The sequence below is a fragment of the Pseudomonas nitroreducens genome, from assembly GCF_014204515.1.
GTDB classification, from domain to species: Bacteria; Pseudomonadota; Gammaproteobacteria; order Pseudomonadales; family Pseudomonadaceae; genus Pseudomonas; species Pseudomonas nitritireducens_A.
In genome coordinates this window covers 187749-204495 of the sequence record NZ_JACHLI010000002.1, presented here as the reverse complement: position 1 = coordinate 204495, position 16747 = coordinate 187749, and the positions used below count along the sequence as shown (strand labels likewise).

The following is a 16747-nucleotide window of genomic DNA, read 5'->3' as shown; positions in this document are numbered from 1 at the left end:
ATAATGACCAAAATTCGGCCCATTATTTGGAACCATTTCTATGCAGAACCTACTCGCCAACACTGCCGTCAGTGTCTCGGAACTGAAGAAGAATCCGTCTGCCGTGCTGGCCGAATCCGGCGGTGAGCCGGTAGCAGTGCTCAATCACAACAAGGTGATGGGTTACATGGTGCCCGCGGAACTGTTCGAGTCGATTATCGAGCGCCTGGAAGACCTGGAACTGGCGGAAATTGCCCGCTCGCGACTGAGCGAAAAGGGCGTTCCGGTATCGCTCGATGACCTATGAGCTTGAATTCTTGCCGGCCGCATTGAAGGAATGGCACAAGCTGGGCCATACCGTGCGTGAACAATTCAAGCGCAAGTTGGGCGAGCGTCTGATCAATCCTCGCGTCCAGGCCGACGCGCTCCATGGCCTACCGAATCACTACAAGATCAAGTTGCGTTCGGCGGGCTATCGCCTGGTCTATCGCATCGAAGACGAACGGGTGGTGGTTGCCGTCGTCGCCATTGGCAAGCGAGAGCGTGGCGCGGTCTACAGCACCGCAGAACAGCGCCGCTGAAACAAGGCTCCTGGAGCGCCGAAGCGTCTGTCGCCGCATCGACATCAAGGAAACGAACCTCGTGGCATTCCTAGAATGAGCACCGATCTCGCCCTGCCGGCCAGCCCATGATCGCCATGGCCGGCTAGTCTGTAAGTCGTCCCCGCAAGGAATCCGCCCGATGCCGCCACCGACCCCAAGGAAGCGCCGCCGTGCTTGACCGCTTTGGCATGCTGGAGGTGATGCGCGCCTCGCGCCTGAGTCGTTACCCGATCAACCCCGTGCTGCGCGAAACCCATGGCTTCAAGGGCCGGCTGATCTTCTTCCTGCTGCTGGCCGGGGCGCTGGTGTTCACCTTCGGCGCGCTGGGGCACGACATCCACGCCAGCGGCACGCAACTGCAGCCGGGCTGGTCGGTGCTGGTCCTGGTGGTCGCCTTGTTGATCGCGCTGGGCTTCGAGTTCATCAATGGCTTCCACGACACCGCCAACGCGGTGGCCACGGTGATCTACACCAACGCCCTGCCGCCGCGCTTCGCCGTGGCCTGGTCGGGGTTGTGGAATTTTCTCGGCGTGCTGTTCTCCAGCGGCGCGGTGGCTTTTGCCATCGTCTCGCTGCTACCGCTGGACCTGTTGCTGAAGGTGGATAGCAGCGCCGGCCTGGCGATGATCTTCGCCCTGCTGATCGCCTCGATCCTGTGGAACCTCGGCACTTGGTGGCTGGGGCTGCCGGTGTCCTCGTCGCACACGCTGATCGGCTCTATCGTCGGCATCGGCTTGGCCCACGGCGCCATGGCCGGGCACATCGGCATCTCCGGCAATGCCTGGGCGCAGCTGCTGACGGTGGGTTACGCGCTGTTCCTGTCGCCGGTGGTGGGCTTCTTCGCTGCCTTCGTGCTGCTGCGGGTGATGAGCTCGACCCTGCGCAACCGCGCGCTGTTCCACGCGCCGGAAGGCCGCACGCCGCCGCCGCGGTGGATTCGCGCGATCCTCATCCTGACCTGCACCGGCGTGTCCTTCGCCCACGGCTCCAACGACGGGCAGAAAGGCATCGGCCTGATCATGCTGATCCTGATCGCTACCGTTCCCCTGGCGTTCGCCGTGGATCGCGCCCATTCACCCGAGCAGACTCGTCAATTGCTCGCCCTTACCCAGGCCAGCCACGCGCAGCTGCAGCGCGAGGGCGGCGCTCCCGCGGCAGACCCGCGCCAGGCGCTGCTGAGCTACCAGGAAAATGGGCAGGTGCTGCCGGAACTGCTGCCATCCCTGGGCAGCGTGATCGGCGATATCAGCGCGCGCCTGGAGCACTACGGTCAGTTGGACAAGGTGCCGGCAGAAGAGGTGCAGGACCTGCGCAACGATCTCTACCTGAGCCTGGAAACCATCCGCCTGCTGGACCGCAGCGAGCAGCACTTCGAGCTGGAAACCTGGAGCAGCCTGCAGGCGCTGCGCCACGGCGGCGAGCGGGCCATCCGCTTCATTCCGATCTGGGTGAAAGTTGCTGTCGCCCTCGCACTGGGCCTGGGCACGCTGGTGGGCTGGCGGCGCATCGTCACCACGGTCGGCGAGGGCATCGGCAAGACCCCGCTGACTTATGCACAGGGCGCCTCGGCGCAGCTGGTGGCGATGCTGACCATCGGCGCGGCGGACGGCTTCGGCCTGCCCGTGTCGACGACCCAGGTGCTCTCCTCCGGCGTCGCCGGCACCATGGCAGCCAACGGCAGCGGGCTGCAGTGGCCGACCATCCGCAACATGCTGCTGGCCTGGGTACTCACCCTGCCGGCGGCGATCGGGCTGGCGGCTGGGCTTTACTGGCTGTTCACCCGCTTGCTCTGACCAACCACCGTAGGGCGCATAACCTGGAACAGGTTATCCGCCGATCGACTGTCGGCCGATAACGCTGGCGCGTTATGCGCCCTACTTCGGCTGACGGACAAGACACTGTAGGAGCGCTTCAGCCAGCCAGCGACCGCCGAGCAGGTAAAGCTGGCTGTGGAAAACTCAGTGGATTACTGTATTCATATACAGTATTTCTTCAGAGCTTTCCCACATGAGCACTTCCCTTCCACCCCGCGGCCGGGGCACCGCCAGCAATCCGCACAACCGCTTTGCGCCGACCACCTCGGAGCCTGTGGATAACGACTGGTACGACGAGGTGCCCAAGCCGCAAGTGACCGAAATCCGCACCGAGCGGGCGAAGTCGGTGATCTCGCGCAACCAGTCGCCGGACCTGCCCTTCGACCGCTCGATCAACCCCTATCGTGGATGCGAGCACGGCTGCATCTACTGCTACGCCCGCCCCAGCCACGCCTACTGGGACCTGTCGCCGGGGCTGGATTTCGAGACCAGGCTGATCGCCAAGACCAACGCCGCCGAAGTGCTGGAAGAGGAACTCAGCCGCAAGGGCTACGTCTGCGCGCCGATCAACCTGGGTGCCAACACCGACCCGTACCAGCCCATCGAGCGCCAGCAGCGGCTGACCCGGCAGATTCTTGAGGTGCTGCTGCGTTATCGCCATCCGGTGACGATCGTCACCAAGGGCTCGCTGATCCTGCGCGATCTCGACCTGCTGGCGGAACTGGCGAAGCACAACCTGGTGGCCGTGATGATCAGCCTGACCACCCTGGACGACGAGCTCAAGCGCATCCTCGAACCCCGCGCCGCTGCGCCGTCCGCGCGCCTGCGGGCGATCCGCGTGCTGCGCGAACACGGCATTCCGGTGGGCGTGCTGTGCTCGCCGATGATCCCGATGATCAACGACCGCGAGCTGGAAGCGCTGCTGGAGGCCGCCCACGACGCCGGGGCGCAGAGCGCCAGCTACATGATGCTGCGCCTGCCACGGGAGGTCGGCCCACTGTTCGAGGAATGGCTGGCGGCGCACTACCCGCAGCGCGCCAACCATGTGATGAGCCTGATTCGCCAGGTGCGCGGTGGGGAAATCTACGACAGCCGCTTCGGCCATCGTTTCCGCGGCGAAGGCCCGTTCGCCGACCTGCTGGCCAAGCGCTACGAAGTTGCCCTGCGTCGCCTGGGCCTGAACCGACGCGGCAACTTCGGCCTGGACTGCACGGCGTTCGCTCCGCCGCGCAGCCAGATGAGCCTGTTCTGAATCAGCGGTCCGGAGCCACCAGGTCCGCCATCATCTGGGCAAGCTGCAACGGCGAATTGAGCAGCTTATCGAGGACGACCAGGGCGTTCTTCTCCTCCTTGCTGACCTTGCTGCCGAAGCCGAGGAAGCCGCCACCGGAGGACTCCGCCACGGCCTTGCCCAGAGCCAGCAGGTCGGCCTTGAAGGCTGCCGCGTCGGTGTCGCTGGCCTGCTGGCCGAGCAGGCGGTTGACGTCGACGAAGTACTGCAGGCGGTTGAACTCGGGGTCGATGAAGCGCTGCAGGAAGTCCATCAGCACCGCGCGGCCACTGGGCGTATCGGGGCTGAGTTCAGTCATCACGCGCTGCATCAGCACACTGGGGTACTTGCCGGACTCCTTGAACAGCTTGCCGAAGGCGGCGGCCTCCTTGGCATCGATCTCACCGTCGGCGCTGGCGACCATGCAGAAGACCGCCACAGGCGCTTCGCGCAGGTGCTTCCAGTCGTCGCTGGAGAAACCGGCGAAGCCGGTCATGCCGGTGATCTGGTCCTGCTGGTGCTCCTTCCAGATGGCAACGCCCTCGGCATTGCCGTCGCGGCCTTCGTAGAAGGCGTCGATCAGCGGCTGCAGCTCGTCCTGGGCGATGCCGGTGACGCCCAGCAGCTTGGGCTTGAACACGGCAAAGCCTTCATGGCTGTGGGCATGGCGGTAGGGAACCGCCAGCTGCATCTCGCGACGCGGTTCGGCGTAGGAAATCACGTTCAGAATCAGCGCATCGACCTTACCGACTTCCTTGTGGGTCACGAAGCCGTCGACGATCCACACCGCGCCCAGCGCCTGCTGGGTGTTCTCCTGGTACATGCGCTGACCGGCCTGCATGGCCTCCTCGCCGGTGTCCGCCATCAGCACCACCATCTTCAGCCCGCCACCCGGCTCCAGGCAGTGGAACATCGGCATCAGCAGCTCGCCGCCGCTGACCGTCTGCACTGCGCTCGCGGCCGCGTTGCCGGCCATCCGGTAGATATCCTGCATGGTCACATCCTTGTTCTTGGAAAAAGGGGGAAGGGTCCGGCATCGTGCGCCCCGCTCGTCATCCTGACCAAGCGTCAGGCCCGGTGGTCCGGGTCTGACAGAAGTCACAGCGAATAATGTCATATTGCCTTTAAGCAGAATATCGGCGACTTCACACTGGCACTGTGACATTTCATCGCCATGATAGCTTGCCGATATCATCGCGGAATATCGGCGAAACATCATGCAAAAGCTCATTCCAGAGCGGTTTTTTAATTTTGGTTTAATCTTCTTCCTCTAGGGTTTGAGCACAAAGTGACCAACCGGTCACGCCAGATTTTTTCCTGCGGCTGTGCCTTTTCTCCCCAGGGAGAGCGTCGGCTGACGTGGGAAAATTCTTCGTCATTCTTCGAGGCTGATACATGAACGATAAAACGCACGGTGAGGATCACGCCCACGAAACGGCTGACGAGGCGCTTCGCCATATCGTCGAAGGCTTCCGCCAGTTCCGTCATGAGGTCTTCCCGCAGCAGGAAGAACTGTTCAAGAAGCTGGCCCATGCGCAGAACCCGCGCGCCATGTTCATCACCTGTGCCGACTCGCGCATCGTCCCCGAGCTGATCACCCAGAGCTCACCGGGCGACCTGTTCGTCACCCGTAACGTCGGCAACGTGGTGCCGCCCTACGGCCAGATGAACGGCGGCGTATCCACCGCCATCGAATTCGCGGTCATGGCCTTGGGCGTGCAGCACATCATCGTCTGCGGCCACTCCGACTGCGGTGCGATGAAGGCGGTGCTGAATCCGCAGTCGCTGGAAGGCATGCCGACGGTAAAAGTCTGGCTGCGCCATGCCGAAGTGGCCCGCACCGTGGTCGCCCAGACCTGCGGCTGCGCCACCAACGAGCACCTGGGCGTGCTGACCGAGGAGAACGTGGTGGCCCAGCTGGACCACCTGAAGACCCACCCGTCGGTGGCGGCGCGCCTGGCTTCCGGCCAGCTGTTCATCCATGGCTGGGTGTATGACATCGAGACCAGCGCCATCAAGGCCTACGACGCCCAGGAAGGTCGCTTCCGCGCCCTCGACGGCGAGGGTCCGACGCCCAGCGCCACCCCGCGTCCGCGCTACTCCCCGCAATAAGCTGCTGATACCAGCAAGCTCTAGGGGCGCGGCGGCCCAGCAGAACAAACGCCGCGCCCCTCTTCTGACTTGATCCCTGCCTGAGGCGTACGCCGCCACCGCGTTCGCCATCCCCTTGAATTGCGCGTGTCGATGCGGTCGAGACCGGCGTCGTGGGCTTTCGCGCGCCCGAAAAATGCACGAAGGAGAACAGCGCCATGTCGGCATCCCACTCTGCTGCATCCGGCTTTTCCCAATTACGCCAAGTGCTGCCACGCGACCTGCTCGCGTCGGTGGTGGTGTTTCTCGTCGCCCTGCCGCTGTGCATGGGCATCGCCATCGCTTCGGGCATGCCGCCGGCCAAGGGGCTGGTGACCGGCATCATCGGCGGCCTGGTAGTCGGCTTCCTCGCCGGCTCGCCGCTGCAGGTCAGCGGCCCGGCAGCAGGCCTCGCGGTACTGGTCTTCGAACTGGTGCGCACCCACGGCATCGCCATGCTCGGGCCGATCCTGCTGCTGGCCGGCGCCCTGCAACTGCTGGCAGGCAGGCTGCGCCTGGGCTGCTGGTTCCGCGTCACTTCGCCGGCCGTGGTCTACGGCATGCTCGCGGGCATCGGCATCCTCATCGTGCTGTCGCAGGTCCATGTGATGCTCGACCTGAAGCCGCAAGCCTCCGGGCTGGATAACCTGCTGGCCTTCCCCTCGGCCCTGCTGTCCGAGACCAGCGGATTCGATGCGGCTTTGCTCGGGCTGGGCACCATGGCCTGCATGGCGTTGTGGGAGCGATTCAAGCCAGGCAGGCTGCGCATGCTGCCCGGCGCGCTGATCGGCGTGAGCCTGGCGACGCTGGCGAGCATGGCGCTGCACCTGGAGGTGCTGCGGGTGAGCGTGCCGGAGAACCTCGGCGACGCCATCGACTGGGTGCGCCCGGCTGACCTCGCCGCCCTGCTCGATCCGACGCTGTTGCTGGCCGCCGTGGTAGTGGCCTTCATCGCCAGCGCCGAAACCCTGCTCTCGGCGGCAGCGGTGGACCGCATGCACAGCGGCCCCCGTTCGGACATGGACCGCGAGCTGAGCGCCCAGGGCGTGGGCAACATGCTGTGCGGGCTGGTCGGCGCGTTGCCGATGACCGGGGTGATCGTGCGCAGTTCGGCCAACGTGCAGGCCGGCGCACGCAGCCGCGCTTCGGCGATCTTCCACGGGCTCTGGCTACTGGGCTTCGTCGTGCTGCTGGGCGGGCTGCTGCGGCAGATCCCCATCGCCAGCCTGGCCGGCGTGCTGGTCTACACCGGGATCAAGCTGGTGGACGTCAAAGCGCTGCGCTCCCTCGGCCGCTACGGGCGCATGCCGATGCTGGTCCATGCAGCGACCGCCCTGGCGATCGTCGCCACCGATCTGCTGACCGGCGTGCTGCTGGGCTTTGCATTGACTGTGCTGAAGCTGGTGTTCAAGGCCGCGCGACTGAAGATCAACCTGCGCTACGACGACGAGGGCAACGGCGCCGAGCTGCGTCTGGTCGGCGCGGCGACCTTTCTCAAGGTGCCGGCGCTGGCCCGGGCGCTGCAATCGGTGAAGCCGGGCACGCACCTGCGCGTGCCGCTGCAGCACCTGAGCTACATCGACCACGCCTGCATGGAGTTGCTCGAAGACTGGGGCCGCACCGCCGCGGCCAGCGATTGCCGGCTGTCCATCGAGGGCAACGGCTTGCGCCGCCGCGTGGAAGGCCGGGTCCGCGCACTGCAGAGCGCGAGCTGAGGCTCAGTCGCGGCCCAGCTCCAGTTCAACCCCGAACTGCCGCGACAGGCACGGCCACTGCTGCCAGGCCATGACCACCTGCGGGTCATTGAGGCTGGCGCGGTAGCTGATGGCGGACTCGGCGCTGAAGGTGCTGTCGTCGAGCATGCCGTTGACCGCGTGGTGCACCGCTTCGTCCAGCTGGTTGGCGAACGGCTCGCCGATCAGCTGGTGCGCCACCAGGTTGGCCACCGTGGTGTCCAGCGGGATCAGCGGCTGGTTGAAGTGGGCGATGTAGCGGTCGTTCACTTCTTCCACCAGGCGATGGGCGAGGTAGGCCTCGTCCAGCAGCGCGTCGAGGCCGTCGTGGCCGTCGAGCAGCGCCGGCGGGGTGAGGAAGAACTGCTCGGCGAGCTTGAGCACCGGCTTGATGCGTTCCTCGATGCCGGCAGCGCGGGCCACGGCATTGGCAGCATCGAGGAAGTCGGGAACCTGCTCGATATAGGCGTGGACGAAGCGCGTCAGGGTGCCGCTGGGGTCTTCGCCGGTGAGGGCAATGCTCGGATGCAGACTTTGCAGCTGGCTCTGGATCAGGCGGGCGAGATGACCATGACGGGACTCGAGCAGATGGGCAGTACGGATCAGCTCACGCAGTGCAGCGGTGTTCATGACAGCTCCAAGACAACGGGTTTGGAAAGTGAAGAAAGACCTTAGCCGCACCCCGGCCGCAGCTAAGACGCGATTGTCATATTCATGAGCTGGTTATGCCGGCGCGGCATATCAGACGGCCAGCATGGTACTCCAAACCCGCGCCAATCGTGGCTTTGAGATCACACTTCGGTCTTTCAAACAGAGTTTTTACTCTGCGTTGTTATGTCGCAACCCGTGGCTATACTCCGCTTCGACACACCGAAAACCTGATGGACCCGGCCTGCCCTGCGTGCTGCCGAGGTACGACGTCAAAGTAAGTTGTCTTGGCGGTCACTCCCTTGGCCGTTGGCTTGTTCAGGCTCGACCCCTCTGCAATGGGGATCGCGGCCAGGGCGCTATGCCGGCGGGATAAAAACAACGATAAGGGGAACCCGAATGCTGCGACATCCACGAGTCTGGATGGGCTTCCTTTTGCTCTTGGCTTTCAGTCAGGCAAACGCCGCCTGGACGGTCAACATGGCCCCCGGTGCGACAGAAGTCAGCCGTAACGTCTTCGATCTTCACATGACGATCTTCTGGATCTGCGTGGTCATCGGCATCGTCGTCTTCGGCGCGATGTTCTGGTCGATGATCGTCCACCGCCGGTCCACCGGGCAGCAGCCCGCGCATTTCCACGAAAGCACCACGGTGGAAATCCTCTGGACCGTCATTCCCTTCCTGATCCTGGTGGTGATGGCCGTCCCGGCCACCAAGACGCTGATCCACATGTACGACACCTCGGAGCCCGAGCTGGACGTGCAGGTCACCGGCTACCAGTGGAAGTGGCAGTACAAGTACCTGGGCCAGGACGTGGAATTCTTCTCCAACCTCGCCACGCCCCAGGACCAGATCCACAACAAGGCCGACAAGGACGAGCACTACCTGCTCGAGGTGGACAACCCGCTGGTACTGCCGGCCGGGGTCAAGGTGCGCTTCCTGGTCACCTCCAGCGACGTGATCCACTCCTGGTGGGTGCCGGCCTTCGCGGTCAAGCGCGATGCCATCCCCGGCTTCGTCAACGAGGCCTGGACCAAGGTCGACCAGCCCGGCGTCTACCGCGGCCAGTGCGCCGAGCTGTGCGGCAAGGACCACGGCTTCATGCCCATCGTGGTGGACGTCAAATCCAAGCCCGACTTCGACAAGTGGCTGGCCGAGCGCAAGGAAGAGGCAGTCAAGCTCAAGGAGCTGACCAGCAAGGAATGGACGAAGGAAGAACTGGTCGCCCGTGGCGACAAGGTCTACCACACCATCTGCGCCGCCTGTCACCAGCCTGAAGGCCAGGGCATGCCGCCGATGTTCCCGGCGCTCAAGGGTTCGAAGATCGTCACCGGGCCCAAGGAGCACCACCTGGAAACCGTGTTCAACGGCGTCCCGGGCACGGCCATGGCGGCCTTCGGCAAGCAGCTCTCGGAAGTGGACATCGCCGCGGTGATCACTTACGAGCGCAACGCCTGGGGCAACAACGACGGCGACATGGTGACCCCGCAGGACGTGGTCGCCTACAAGCAGAAACAACAATAAGGAGGCCGCGATGAGTACCGTGATCGATCACCCCGACCATTCTCACGCCGGCGACCACCACCACGGCCCCGCCAAGGGCCTGATGCGCTGGGTACTGACCACCAACCACAAGGACATCGGCACGCTGTACCTGTGGTTCAGCTTCTGCGCCTTCCTGCTCGGCGGCTCCTTCGCCATGGTGATCCGCGCCGAACTGTTCCAACCGGGCCTGCAGATCGTCGAGCCGGCGTTCTTCAACCAGATGACCACCATGCACGGCCTGGTGATGGTCTTCGGCGCGGTGATGCCAGCCTTCGTCGGCCTGGCCAACTGGATGGTGCCGCTGATGATCGGCGCGCCGGACATGGCCCTGCCACGCATGAACAACTTCAGCTTCTGGCTGCTGCCGGCGGCCTTCGGCCTGCTGGTGAGCACCCTGTTCATGCCCGGCGGCGGCCCGAACTTCGGCTGGACCTTCTACGCGCCGCTGTCCACCACCTTCGCGCCGCACAGCGTGACCTTCTTCATCTTCGCCATCCACCTGATGGGCATGAGTTCGATCATGGGCGCGATCAACGTGATCGCCACCATCCTCAACCTGCGCGCCCCGGGCATGACGCTGATGAAGATGCCGCTGTTCGTCTGGACCTGGCTGATCACAGCGTTCCTGCTGATCGCGGTGATGCCGGTGCTGGCGGGTTGCGTGACGATGATGCTGATGGACATCCACTTCGGCACCAGCTTCTTCAGCGCGGCCGGCGGCGGCGACCCGGTGCTGTTCCAGCACGTGTTCTGGTTCTTCGGCCACCCCGAGGTGTACATCATGATCCTGCCGGCGTTCGGCGCCGTCAGCTCGATCATCCCGGCCTTCAGCCGCAAGCCGCTGTTTGGCTACACCTCGATGGTCTACGCCACCGCCTCGATCGCCTTCCTGTCCTTCGTCGTGTGGGCGCACCACATGTTCGTGGTGGGCATCCCGCTGGTGGGCGAGCTGTTCTTCATGTACGCGACCATGCTGATCGCCGTGCCCACCGGGGTGAAGGTGTTCAACTGGGCGTCGACCATGTGGCAGGGCTCGCTGACCTTCGAGACGCCGATGCTGTTCGCCGTGGCCTTCGTCATCCTGTTCACCATCGGCGGTTTCTCCGGTCTGATGCTGGCCATCGCCCCGGCGGACTTCCAGTACCAGGACACCTACTTCGTGGTGGCGCACTTCCACTACGTGCTGGTGCCCGGCGCGATCTTCGGCATCTTCGCCTCGGCCTACTACTGGCTGCCGAAGTGGACCGGCCACATGTACGACGAGACCCTGGGCAAGCTGCACTTCTGGATGAGTTTCATCGGCATGAACATGGCGTTCTTCCCGATGCACTTCGTCGGCCTGGCCGGCATGCCACGGCGGATTCCGGACTACAACCTGCAGTTCGCCGACTTCAACATGGTCTCGTCCATCGGCGCCTTCATGTTCGGCACCACCCAGCTGCTGTTCCTGTTCATCGTCATCAAGTGCATCCGCGGCGGCCCGCCGGCACCGGCCAAGCCGTGGGATGGCGCGGAAGGCCTGGAGTGGACCATTCCCTCGCCAGCGCCGTACCACACCTTCAGCACTCCACCCGAGGTGAAGTGACAGGTCTTGCGTAGGAGCGGACTCCGTCCGCGATCGGCTCCCGCCAAGCACGGAGCCCGCCCCTGCGAAACGAGGACGACGAGATGAGCGACGGCAACATCGAAACGCGCAAGCTGGTGACCCGGCTGGTCATTGCCGTGGTCGCCATGTTCGCCTTCGGCTTCGCCCTGGTGCCGCTGTACGACGTCATGTGCAAGGCACTGGGCATCAACGGCAAGACCTCCGGCAGCGCCTACCAGGGCGATGGCCAGGTGGTCGATCAGTCCCGCGAGGTGAAGATCCAGTTCGTCGCCAACAACAACATCGACATGGTCTGGGAATTCCACCCCGAGTCGGAACAACTGGTGGTGCATCCGGGCGCGGTGAACCAGATGCTGTTCGTCGCCCGCAACCCCACCGACAAGCCGATGACCGCCCAGGCGATCCCGAGCATCGCACCGTCGGTGGCGGCTACCTACTTCCACAAGACCGAATGCTTCTGCTTCACCCAGCAGGTCCTGCAGCCGGGCGAGCGCATCGAAATGCCGGTGCGCTTCATCGTCGACCGCGACCTGCCCAAGGATGTGCGTCACCTGACGCTTGCTTACACGCTGTTCGACATCACTGCCCGCAAGCCACCCGTGGCCAGTAACGAGCGCTGAAGGGCAAAGGAGAACAAGAGAGATGGCAACCCACGATCCCTATTACGTCCCCGCGCAGAGCAAGTGGCCGATCATCGCCACCATCGGCATGCTGGTGACGATGTTCGGCGTCGGCACCTGGATGAATGACATGAGCGCCGGCAAGGAGCACTCCCACGGCCCATGGATCTTCTTCGCCGGCGGGCTGATCCTGGCGTACATGCTGTTCGGCTGGTTCGGCAACGTCATCAAGGAAAGCCGCGGTGGGCTCTACAGCCCGCAGATGGACCGTTCGTTCCGCTGGGGCATGAGCTGGTTCATCTTCTCCGAGGTGATGTTCTTCGCCGCCTTCTTCGGCGCGCTGTTCTACGTGCGCCACTTCGTCAACCCGTGGCTGGGCGGCGAAGGCCACCACGGCATCTCGCACATGCTCTGGCCACAGTTCGAAGCCGGCTGGCCGCAACTGAACAACCCGGACAACAAGCTGTTCCCGCCGCCCAGGGAAGTGATCGATCCGTGGAAGCTGCCGCTGATCAACACCCTGCTGCTGGTCACCTCCAGCTTCACCGTGACCTTCGCCCACCACGCGTTGAAGAAGAACCATCGCGGCCCGCTGAAGATGTGGCTGGCGGCGACCGTGGCGCTGGGTGCCTGCTTCATCGTGCTGCAGGCCTACGAGTACCACGAGGCCTATAGCGAGCTGGGCCTGACCCTGGGCTCGGGCATCTACGGCGCGACCTTCTTCATGCTCACCGGCTTCCACGGCGCCCACGTGACCATCGGCGCGATCATGCTGAGCATCATGCTGATCCGCATCATCCGCGGGCACTTCGACGCCGACAAACACTTCGGCTTCGAGGCGGCCAGCTGGTACTGGCACTTCGTCGACGTGGTGTGGATCGGGTTGTTCATCTTCGTTTACGTGCTGTGAGGGCGCACACCCTGTAGGAGCGAGCTTGCTCGCGAACTGCCCAACACTGAGGCATTAGGGAAAAGCGTTCGCGAGCAAGAACTAGGCGTCCCCCTCGCTCCTACGAAGAACAAGAGGCATTAGGGAAAAGCGTTCGCGAGCAAGAACTAGGCGTCCCCCTCGCTCCTACGAAGAACAAAACGGGATCAGAAATGCCAGGGTGCGGAGCTGCCGAGTTGGCCGCTGAAGAAACCCCAGGCGATGAGCGCGACGGTCAGGGCGGTGAGGGTGACGCGCACGGTCAGCGCGTTGACCACCCGCGAACCATGGCCCTCGTCCTTGACCAGAAAGAACAGGCCACTGAACAGACTGACGACGGTCGCCAGCAACAACAGAACGATCGCAGCTTTGAGCACTACCGGCCTCCTGTCCGCAGGGGACTGGGGTTGAGGGGAATGTCTTGCAGTATAGCCAGCACGCATCTGAGCACCGGACCGATCCCGCCAAGGGAAGCCGCGTCACGCGCGCCTTCCGGCCCGGCCTCGCGCCAACCCTGGTGGTCCTCGCACTGCTGCCGGTACTGATCGGCCTGGGCTTCTGGCAACTCTCCCGCGCTGCGGAAAAACGCACCCTCCTCGCCGCCGCCGAAGTGCAGCGCCAGCAGGACCCGATCAGCATTGCCGAGCTCGAACGCCTGCCGCCGCGCAGCTATGTCCGCGTGCGCCTGCAAGGCCAGCTCGACGCCGAACACACCGCCCTGCTCGACAACCGCACCCGCAACGGCCAGGCCGGCGTCGAGGTGCTGCAGCCCTTCTTCGACCGCATCGGTCATCAGTGGCTGCTGGTCAACCGCGGCTGGGTGCCCTGGCCGGACCGCCGCGTACCGCCAAAGATCGATACGCCCAGCCATGACCTGCTGCTGGACGCCTGGACCTACGTCCCTTCGGCTGCCGGCCAGAGCGCCCCGCTCGCCAGCTGGCCACGCCTGATCACCCAGGTGGACGCCCCATTCCTGTGGGACCAGCTCGGCCGCGAAGGCAGCCCGCTGGAAATCCGCCTGGAGCCGGGCGACGCCGCCTTCGACACCGACTGGCCGATCGTCGCCATGCCGCCGGAGCGCCACGTCGGCTACGCCGTGCAGTGGTTCGCCCTGGCCATCGCCCTGTTCGTCCTCTACCTCTACCTCGGCATCCGTCGCGCACGGGAGACCTTCGACCATGACCGCCATGACCCTGAATGACCCTTCGGCCCGCCGCCGTGGCCGTGTGCAACTGCTGCTGATCCTCGGCTTTGTGCTGGGGCCGATGCTGCTCGCCACTGCCATGTACAAGCTGCAATTCTGGGTGCCGGAGGGCCGCAGCTACCACGGCGACCTGATCGCCACCGGACAGACCCCAGCCGACCTCGGCGTGCAGGACGACAAGGCCAGCGACCAGTGGCAACTGCTGGTGACTGCGCCGGAAACCTGCACCAGCGATTGCCAGCAGCTGGTCTACCTGGCCCGCCAGATCAACATCGGCCTGGGCCGCGAAGCCAGCCGCGCGGAACACGCCCTGGCCTTCGCCAGGCCGCTGCCGGCCGAGTTCACCGGCCTGCTCGACAAGGACTACCCGCGCCTGCAGCGCCTGGGCCTGACACCCAACCAGCACACCGGCGCGCAGCCGCAACTGTGGATCGTCGACCCCCACGGCAACCTGGTGCTGCGCTACGACGCCAAGGCCAACGGCAAGTCGATCCTCAAGGACCTGCAGCTGCTGCTGAAGCTTTCGAACATCGGTTAAGCCGGTCGAGACATCGCCAGCCCCACGACAACAACAAGATCGGGAGCGACGCATGATCCAGGCAAGACGCAAACCCGCCTTCTACCTCGCCGTGCTGGCCACGGCGCTGGCCTTCGTGGTCATCCTGCTGGGCGCTTACACCCGCCTGACCCACGCTGGCCTCGGCTGCCCGGACTGGCCCGGCTGCTACGGCTTCGTCCACGTACCGCTGAACGAGGCGCAACTGGCCCACGCCGAAATGCACTTCCCCGACTCGCCGGTGGAGGCGCAGAAGGGCTGGAACGAGATGATCCACCGCTACTTCGCCGGCAGCCTCGGCCTGCTGATCCTCGGCCTGGCGGTCCATGCCCTGGTGCGTCGCGGCCGCGATGGTCAGCCAGTGCGCCTGCCGCTGGTGCTGCTCGCAGTGGTGATCGCCCAGGCGGCGTTCGGCATGTGGACGGTCACCCTCAAGCTCTGGCCGCAGGTAGTCACCGCGCATTTGCTCGGCGGCTTCACCACATTGTCGCTGCTGTTCCTACTCAGCCTGCGCCTGTCCGGCGCCTTCGCCCCGCTGCAATTGCCATCGAAACTGCGCGCGCTGGCGGCGCTGGCCCTGCTGATGGTGATCGGGCAGATCGCCCTCGGCGGCTGGGTCAGTAGCAACTACGCGGCAGTGGCCTGCATCGATCTGCCGATGTGCCACGGCGAATGGTGGCCGAACATGGACTTCGCCAACGGCTTCCACCTTACCCAGCACATCGGCCCGAACTACCTGGGCGGCCAGCTCGACAGCGACGCCCGCACCGCCATCCACATGACCCACCGCATGGGCGCGCTGTGCGTGACCGCGGTGATCCTGCTGCTGGCCTGGAACCTCCAGCGCCACGGCCTCATCGGCATCACCGCACTAATGCTGCTGGGGTTGTCCTTGCAGATCGGCCTGGGCATCAGCAACGTGCTGCTGCACCTGCCACTGCCGGTGGCGGTGGCGCACAACGGCGGCGGCGCCTTCCTGCTGCTGATGCTGGTGCTGGTGAACTATCGGGTGCGCGCACCCGCAGCGAAGCGCGTCGAGCTGCCCGCCAGCAGCGCGATGGCCCTGAACGCGATGGAGCGTCCGGTGGCTTACCCCTCGCAGGGGTGACATTGCACGGTTGAGCACGATGGCCGGCGCCAAGGCGCGCCGGTATCCCATTCAAGAAGTCAGGAGAAATGCCCATGGCCAGCGTCATCAGCACTTCCAGCCAAGCCAGCTGGCGCGACCTGCTCGAACTGACCAAACCCAAGGTGGTCCTGCTCATGCTGATCACCTCGCTGATCGGCATGCTGCTCGCCACCAAGGCCGGCGTGCCCTGGCAGGTGCTGGTGTTCGGCAACCTCGGCATCGGCCTGTGCGCCGGCGGCGCGGCGGCGGTGAACCATGTGGTGGACCGGCGCATCGACTCGATCATGGCGCGCACCCACAAGCGCCCGCTGGCCGAAGGACGCGTCTCGCCACCCATCGCGCTGGGCTTCGCCATGCTGCTGTCGGTGGCCGGCATGGCGGTGCTGCTGGTGTTCACCAATGAGCTGACGGCCTGGCTGACCCTGGCTTCGCTGCTGGGTTACGCGGCGCTCTACACCGGCTTCCTCAAGCGCGCCACGCCGCAGAACATCGTCATCGGCGGCCTCGCCGGCGCCGCCCCGCCGCTGCTGGGCTGGGTCGCGGTGACCGGGCAGGTCTCCGCCGAACCGCTGCTGCTGGTGCTGATCATCTTCGCCTGGACCCCGCCGCACTTCTGGGCGCTGTGCCTGCACCGCAAGGATGAATACGCCAAGGCCGACATCCCGATGCTGCCGGTGACCCACGGCGAGCACTACACCAAGCTGCACATCCTGCTCTACACCCTGGTGCTGTTCGCCGTGACGCTGATGCCCTTCGCCATCCACATGGCCGGGCTGGTCTACCTGTTTGCCGCCCTGGCCCTGGGCGCGCGCTTCCTCGACTGGGCCTGGGCGCTCTACTGCGGCAGCCGACCCCATGCGGCGATCAAGACCTTCAAGTACTCTATCGCCTACCTGTTCCTGCTGTTCATCGCGCTGCTGGTGGACCACTACCTGCCGCTGCACCTGAACTACTGAGGGTTCGCGGGCAAGCTCGCTCCTGCA

At 64.8% G+C, this 16747-nt stretch carries 17 protein-coding genes; 14 read left to right on the top strand and 3 right to left on the bottom strand.

Annotation, left to right across the window (positions count from 1 at the left end):
- The first annotated feature begins 40 nt into the window (after positions 1 to 40).
- The 4 genes from HNP46_RS03705 to HNP46_RS03690 all read left to right on the top strand — a co-directional run bounded on the left by HNP46_RS03705 (position 41) and on the right by HNP46_RS03690 (position 3647).
- Positions 41 to 286: a type II toxin-antitoxin system Phd/YefM family antitoxin gene (locus tag HNP46_RS03705; protein ID WP_184586160.1), complete on the top strand. Its 246-nt coding sequence runs from the start codon at positions 41 to 43 to the stop codon at positions 284 to 286.
- On the top strand, positions 276 to 560 hold the full coding sequence (locus HNP46_RS03700; RefSeq protein WP_184586159.1) for a type II toxin-antitoxin system RelE family toxin: 285 nt from the start codon (positions 276 to 278) through the stop codon (positions 558 to 560). Before HNP46_RS03705 ends, HNP46_RS03700 begins: the two co-directional genes overlap by 11 nt.
- Before the next feature lie 209 nt (positions 561 to 769).
- On the top strand, positions 770 to 2374 hold the full coding sequence (locus HNP46_RS03695) for an inorganic phosphate transporter (protein WP_184586359.1): 1605 nt from the start codon (positions 770 to 772) through the stop codon (positions 2372 to 2374).
- Positions 2375 to 2588: 214 nt separating this feature from the next.
- Positions 2589 to 3647 (top strand): PA0069 family radical SAM protein, encoded by a 1059-nt coding sequence (locus tag HNP46_RS03690; RefSeq protein ID WP_184586158.1) that lies wholly within the window; start codon positions 2589 to 2591, stop codon positions 3645 to 3647.
- Between the two features lies 1 nt (position 3648).
- On the opposite strand, the gene HNP46_RS03685 is transcribed toward HNP46_RS03690, so the two are convergent.
- Complete coding sequence (locus tag HNP46_RS03685; RefSeq protein ID WP_184586157.1) at positions 3649 to 4659, bottom strand: hypothetical protein; 1011 nt, start codon at positions 4657 to 4659, stop codon at positions 3649 to 3651.
- A 401-nt stretch (positions 4660 to 5060) separates the two neighbouring features.
- Between HNP46_RS03685 and HNP46_RS03680 the strand changes: the two genes are divergently transcribed.
- Entirely contained in the window at positions 5061 to 5777 is a 717-nt protein-coding gene (locus HNP46_RS03680) for a carbonic anhydrase (RefSeq protein WP_184586156.1), read from the top strand.
- Positions 5778 to 5974: 197 nt separating this feature from the next.
- The gene (locus HNP46_RS03675) at positions 5975 to 7510 is read left to right on the top strand and encodes a SulP family inorganic anion transporter (RefSeq protein ID WP_184586155.1); all 1536 of its coding nucleotides are present in this window, start codon (positions 5975 to 5977) and stop codon (positions 7508 to 7510) included.
- A gap of 3 nt (positions 7511 to 7513) precedes the next feature.
- Here the strand turns inward: HNP46_RS03675 and HNP46_RS03670 are convergent, their stop codons facing one another.
- Positions 7514 to 8158, bottom strand: a complete 645-nt coding sequence (locus HNP46_RS03670) for a hypothetical protein (RefSeq protein WP_184586154.1) — start codon at positions 8156 to 8158, stop codon at positions 7514 to 7516.
- A gap of 417 nt (positions 8159 to 8575) precedes the next feature.
- Here HNP46_RS03670 and coxB point away from each other — a divergent pair, with 417 nt between their 5' ends.
- From coxB to HNP46_RS03650, 4 genes are all read left to right on the top strand, one after another.
- A complete protein-coding gene (gene coxB / locus HNP46_RS03665; RefSeq protein WP_184586153.1) occupies positions 8576 to 9700 on the top strand; it encodes a cytochrome c oxidase subunit II in 1125 nt (374 codons plus the stop codon).
- 10 nt (positions 9701 to 9710) lie between these two features.
- Entirely contained in the window at positions 9711 to 11306 is a 1596-nt protein-coding gene (gene ctaD, locus HNP46_RS03660; protein ID WP_184586152.1) for a cytochrome c oxidase subunit I, read from the top strand.
- An 83-nt stretch (positions 11307 to 11389) separates the two neighbouring features.
- Positions 11390 to 11947, top strand: coding sequence for a cytochrome c oxidase assembly protein (locus HNP46_RS03655; RefSeq protein ID WP_024763721.1), 558 nt, complete (start codon positions 11390 to 11392; stop codon positions 11945 to 11947).
- Positions 11948 to 11969: 22 nt separating this feature from the next.
- Positions 11970 to 12857, top strand: coding sequence for a cytochrome c oxidase subunit 3 (locus HNP46_RS03650; protein WP_184586151.1), 888 nt, complete (start codon positions 11970 to 11972; stop codon positions 12855 to 12857).
- Positions 12858 to 13042: 185 nt separating this feature from the next.
- Here the strand turns inward: HNP46_RS03650 and HNP46_RS03645 are convergent, their stop codons facing one another.
- The gene (locus tag HNP46_RS03645; RefSeq protein WP_015474903.1) at positions 13043 to 13252 is read right to left on the bottom strand and encodes a twin transmembrane helix small protein; all 210 of its coding nucleotides are present in this window, start codon (positions 13250 to 13252) and stop codon (positions 13043 to 13045) included.
- Positions 13253 to 13296: 44 nt separating this feature from the next.
- Between HNP46_RS03645 and HNP46_RS03640 the strand changes: the two genes are divergently transcribed.
- The 4 genes from HNP46_RS03640 (at position 13297) to cyoE (ending at position 16720) form a co-directional block, all read left to right on the top strand.
- Positions 13297 to 14076, top strand: a complete 780-nt coding sequence (locus HNP46_RS03640; protein WP_184586150.1) for an SURF1 family protein — start codon at positions 13297 to 13299, stop codon at positions 14074 to 14076.
- Positions 14054 to 14617, top strand: coding sequence for a hypothetical protein (locus tag HNP46_RS03635; RefSeq protein ID WP_184586149.1), 564 nt, complete (start codon positions 14054 to 14056; stop codon positions 14615 to 14617). The genes HNP46_RS03640 and HNP46_RS03635 overlap by 23 nt, the downstream gene beginning before the upstream one ends.
- Before the next feature lie 52 nt (positions 14618 to 14669).
- Entirely contained in the window at positions 14670 to 15743 is a 1074-nt protein-coding gene (locus tag HNP46_RS03630; RefSeq protein WP_184586148.1) for a COX15/CtaA family protein, read from the top strand.
- 74 nt (positions 15744 to 15817) lie between these two features.
- Positions 15818 to 16720 (top strand): heme o synthase, encoded by a 903-nt coding sequence (cyoE, locus tag HNP46_RS03625; RefSeq protein WP_045213552.1) that lies wholly within the window; start codon positions 15818 to 15820, stop codon positions 16718 to 16720.
- The last annotated feature ends 27 nt before the right edge of the window (positions 16721 to 16747 follow it).

What these genes read in the sequence shown, in the direction of transcription:
- HNP46_RS03670 (WP_184586154.1), bottom strand. Translation starts at nt 8,158, where the DNA reads ATGAACACCGCTGCACTGCGTGAGCTGATCCGTACTGCCCATCTGCTC.
- HNP46_RS03700 (WP_184586159.1), top strand. Translation starts at nt 276, where the DNA reads ATGACCTATGAGCTTGAATTCTTGCCGGCCGCATTGAAGGAATGGCAC.
- HNP46_RS03655 (WP_024763721.1), top strand. Translation starts at nt 11,390, where the DNA reads ATGAGCGACGGCAACATCGAAACGCGCAAGCTGGTGACCCGGCTGGTC.
- HNP46_RS03685 (WP_184586157.1), bottom strand. Translation starts at nt 4,659, where the DNA reads ATGCAGGATATCTACCGGATGGCCGGCAACGCGGCCGCGAGCGCAGTG.
- HNP46_RS03680 (WP_184586156.1), top strand. Translation starts at nt 5,061, where the DNA reads ATGAACGATAAAACGCACGGTGAGGATCACGCCCACGAAACGGCTGAC.
- cyoE (WP_045213552.1), top strand. Translation starts at nt 15,818, where the DNA reads ATGGCCAGCGTCATCAGCACTTCCAGCCAAGCCAGCTGGCGCGACCTG.
- HNP46_RS03630 (WP_184586148.1), top strand. Translation starts at nt 14,670, where the DNA reads ATGATCCAGGCAAGACGCAAACCCGCCTTCTACCTCGCCGTGCTGGCC.
- HNP46_RS03675 (WP_184586155.1), top strand. Translation starts at nt 5,975, where the DNA reads ATGTCGGCATCCCACTCTGCTGCATCCGGCTTTTCCCAATTACGCCAA.
- ctaD (WP_184586152.1), top strand. Translation starts at nt 9,711, where the DNA reads ATGAGTACCGTGATCGATCACCCCGACCATTCTCACGCCGGCGACCAC.
- HNP46_RS03705 (WP_184586160.1), top strand. Translation starts at nt 41, where the DNA reads ATGCAGAACCTACTCGCCAACACTGCCGTCAGTGTCTCGGAACTGAAG.
- HNP46_RS03650 (WP_184586151.1), top strand. Translation starts at nt 11,970, where the DNA reads ATGGCAACCCACGATCCCTATTACGTCCCCGCGCAGAGCAAGTGGCCG.
- HNP46_RS03635 (WP_184586149.1), top strand. Translation starts at nt 14,054, where the DNA reads ATGACCGCCATGACCCTGAATGACCCTTCGGCCCGCCGCCGTGGCCGT.
- coxB (WP_184586153.1), top strand. Translation starts at nt 8,576, where the DNA reads ATGCTGCGACATCCACGAGTCTGGATGGGCTTCCTTTTGCTCTTGGCT.
- HNP46_RS03695 (WP_184586359.1), top strand. Translation starts at nt 770, where the DNA reads ATGCTGGAGGTGATGCGCGCCTCGCGCCTGAGTCGTTACCCGATCAAC.
- HNP46_RS03690 (WP_184586158.1), top strand. Translation starts at nt 2,589, where the DNA reads ATGAGCACTTCCCTTCCACCCCGCGGCCGGGGCACCGCCAGCAATCCG.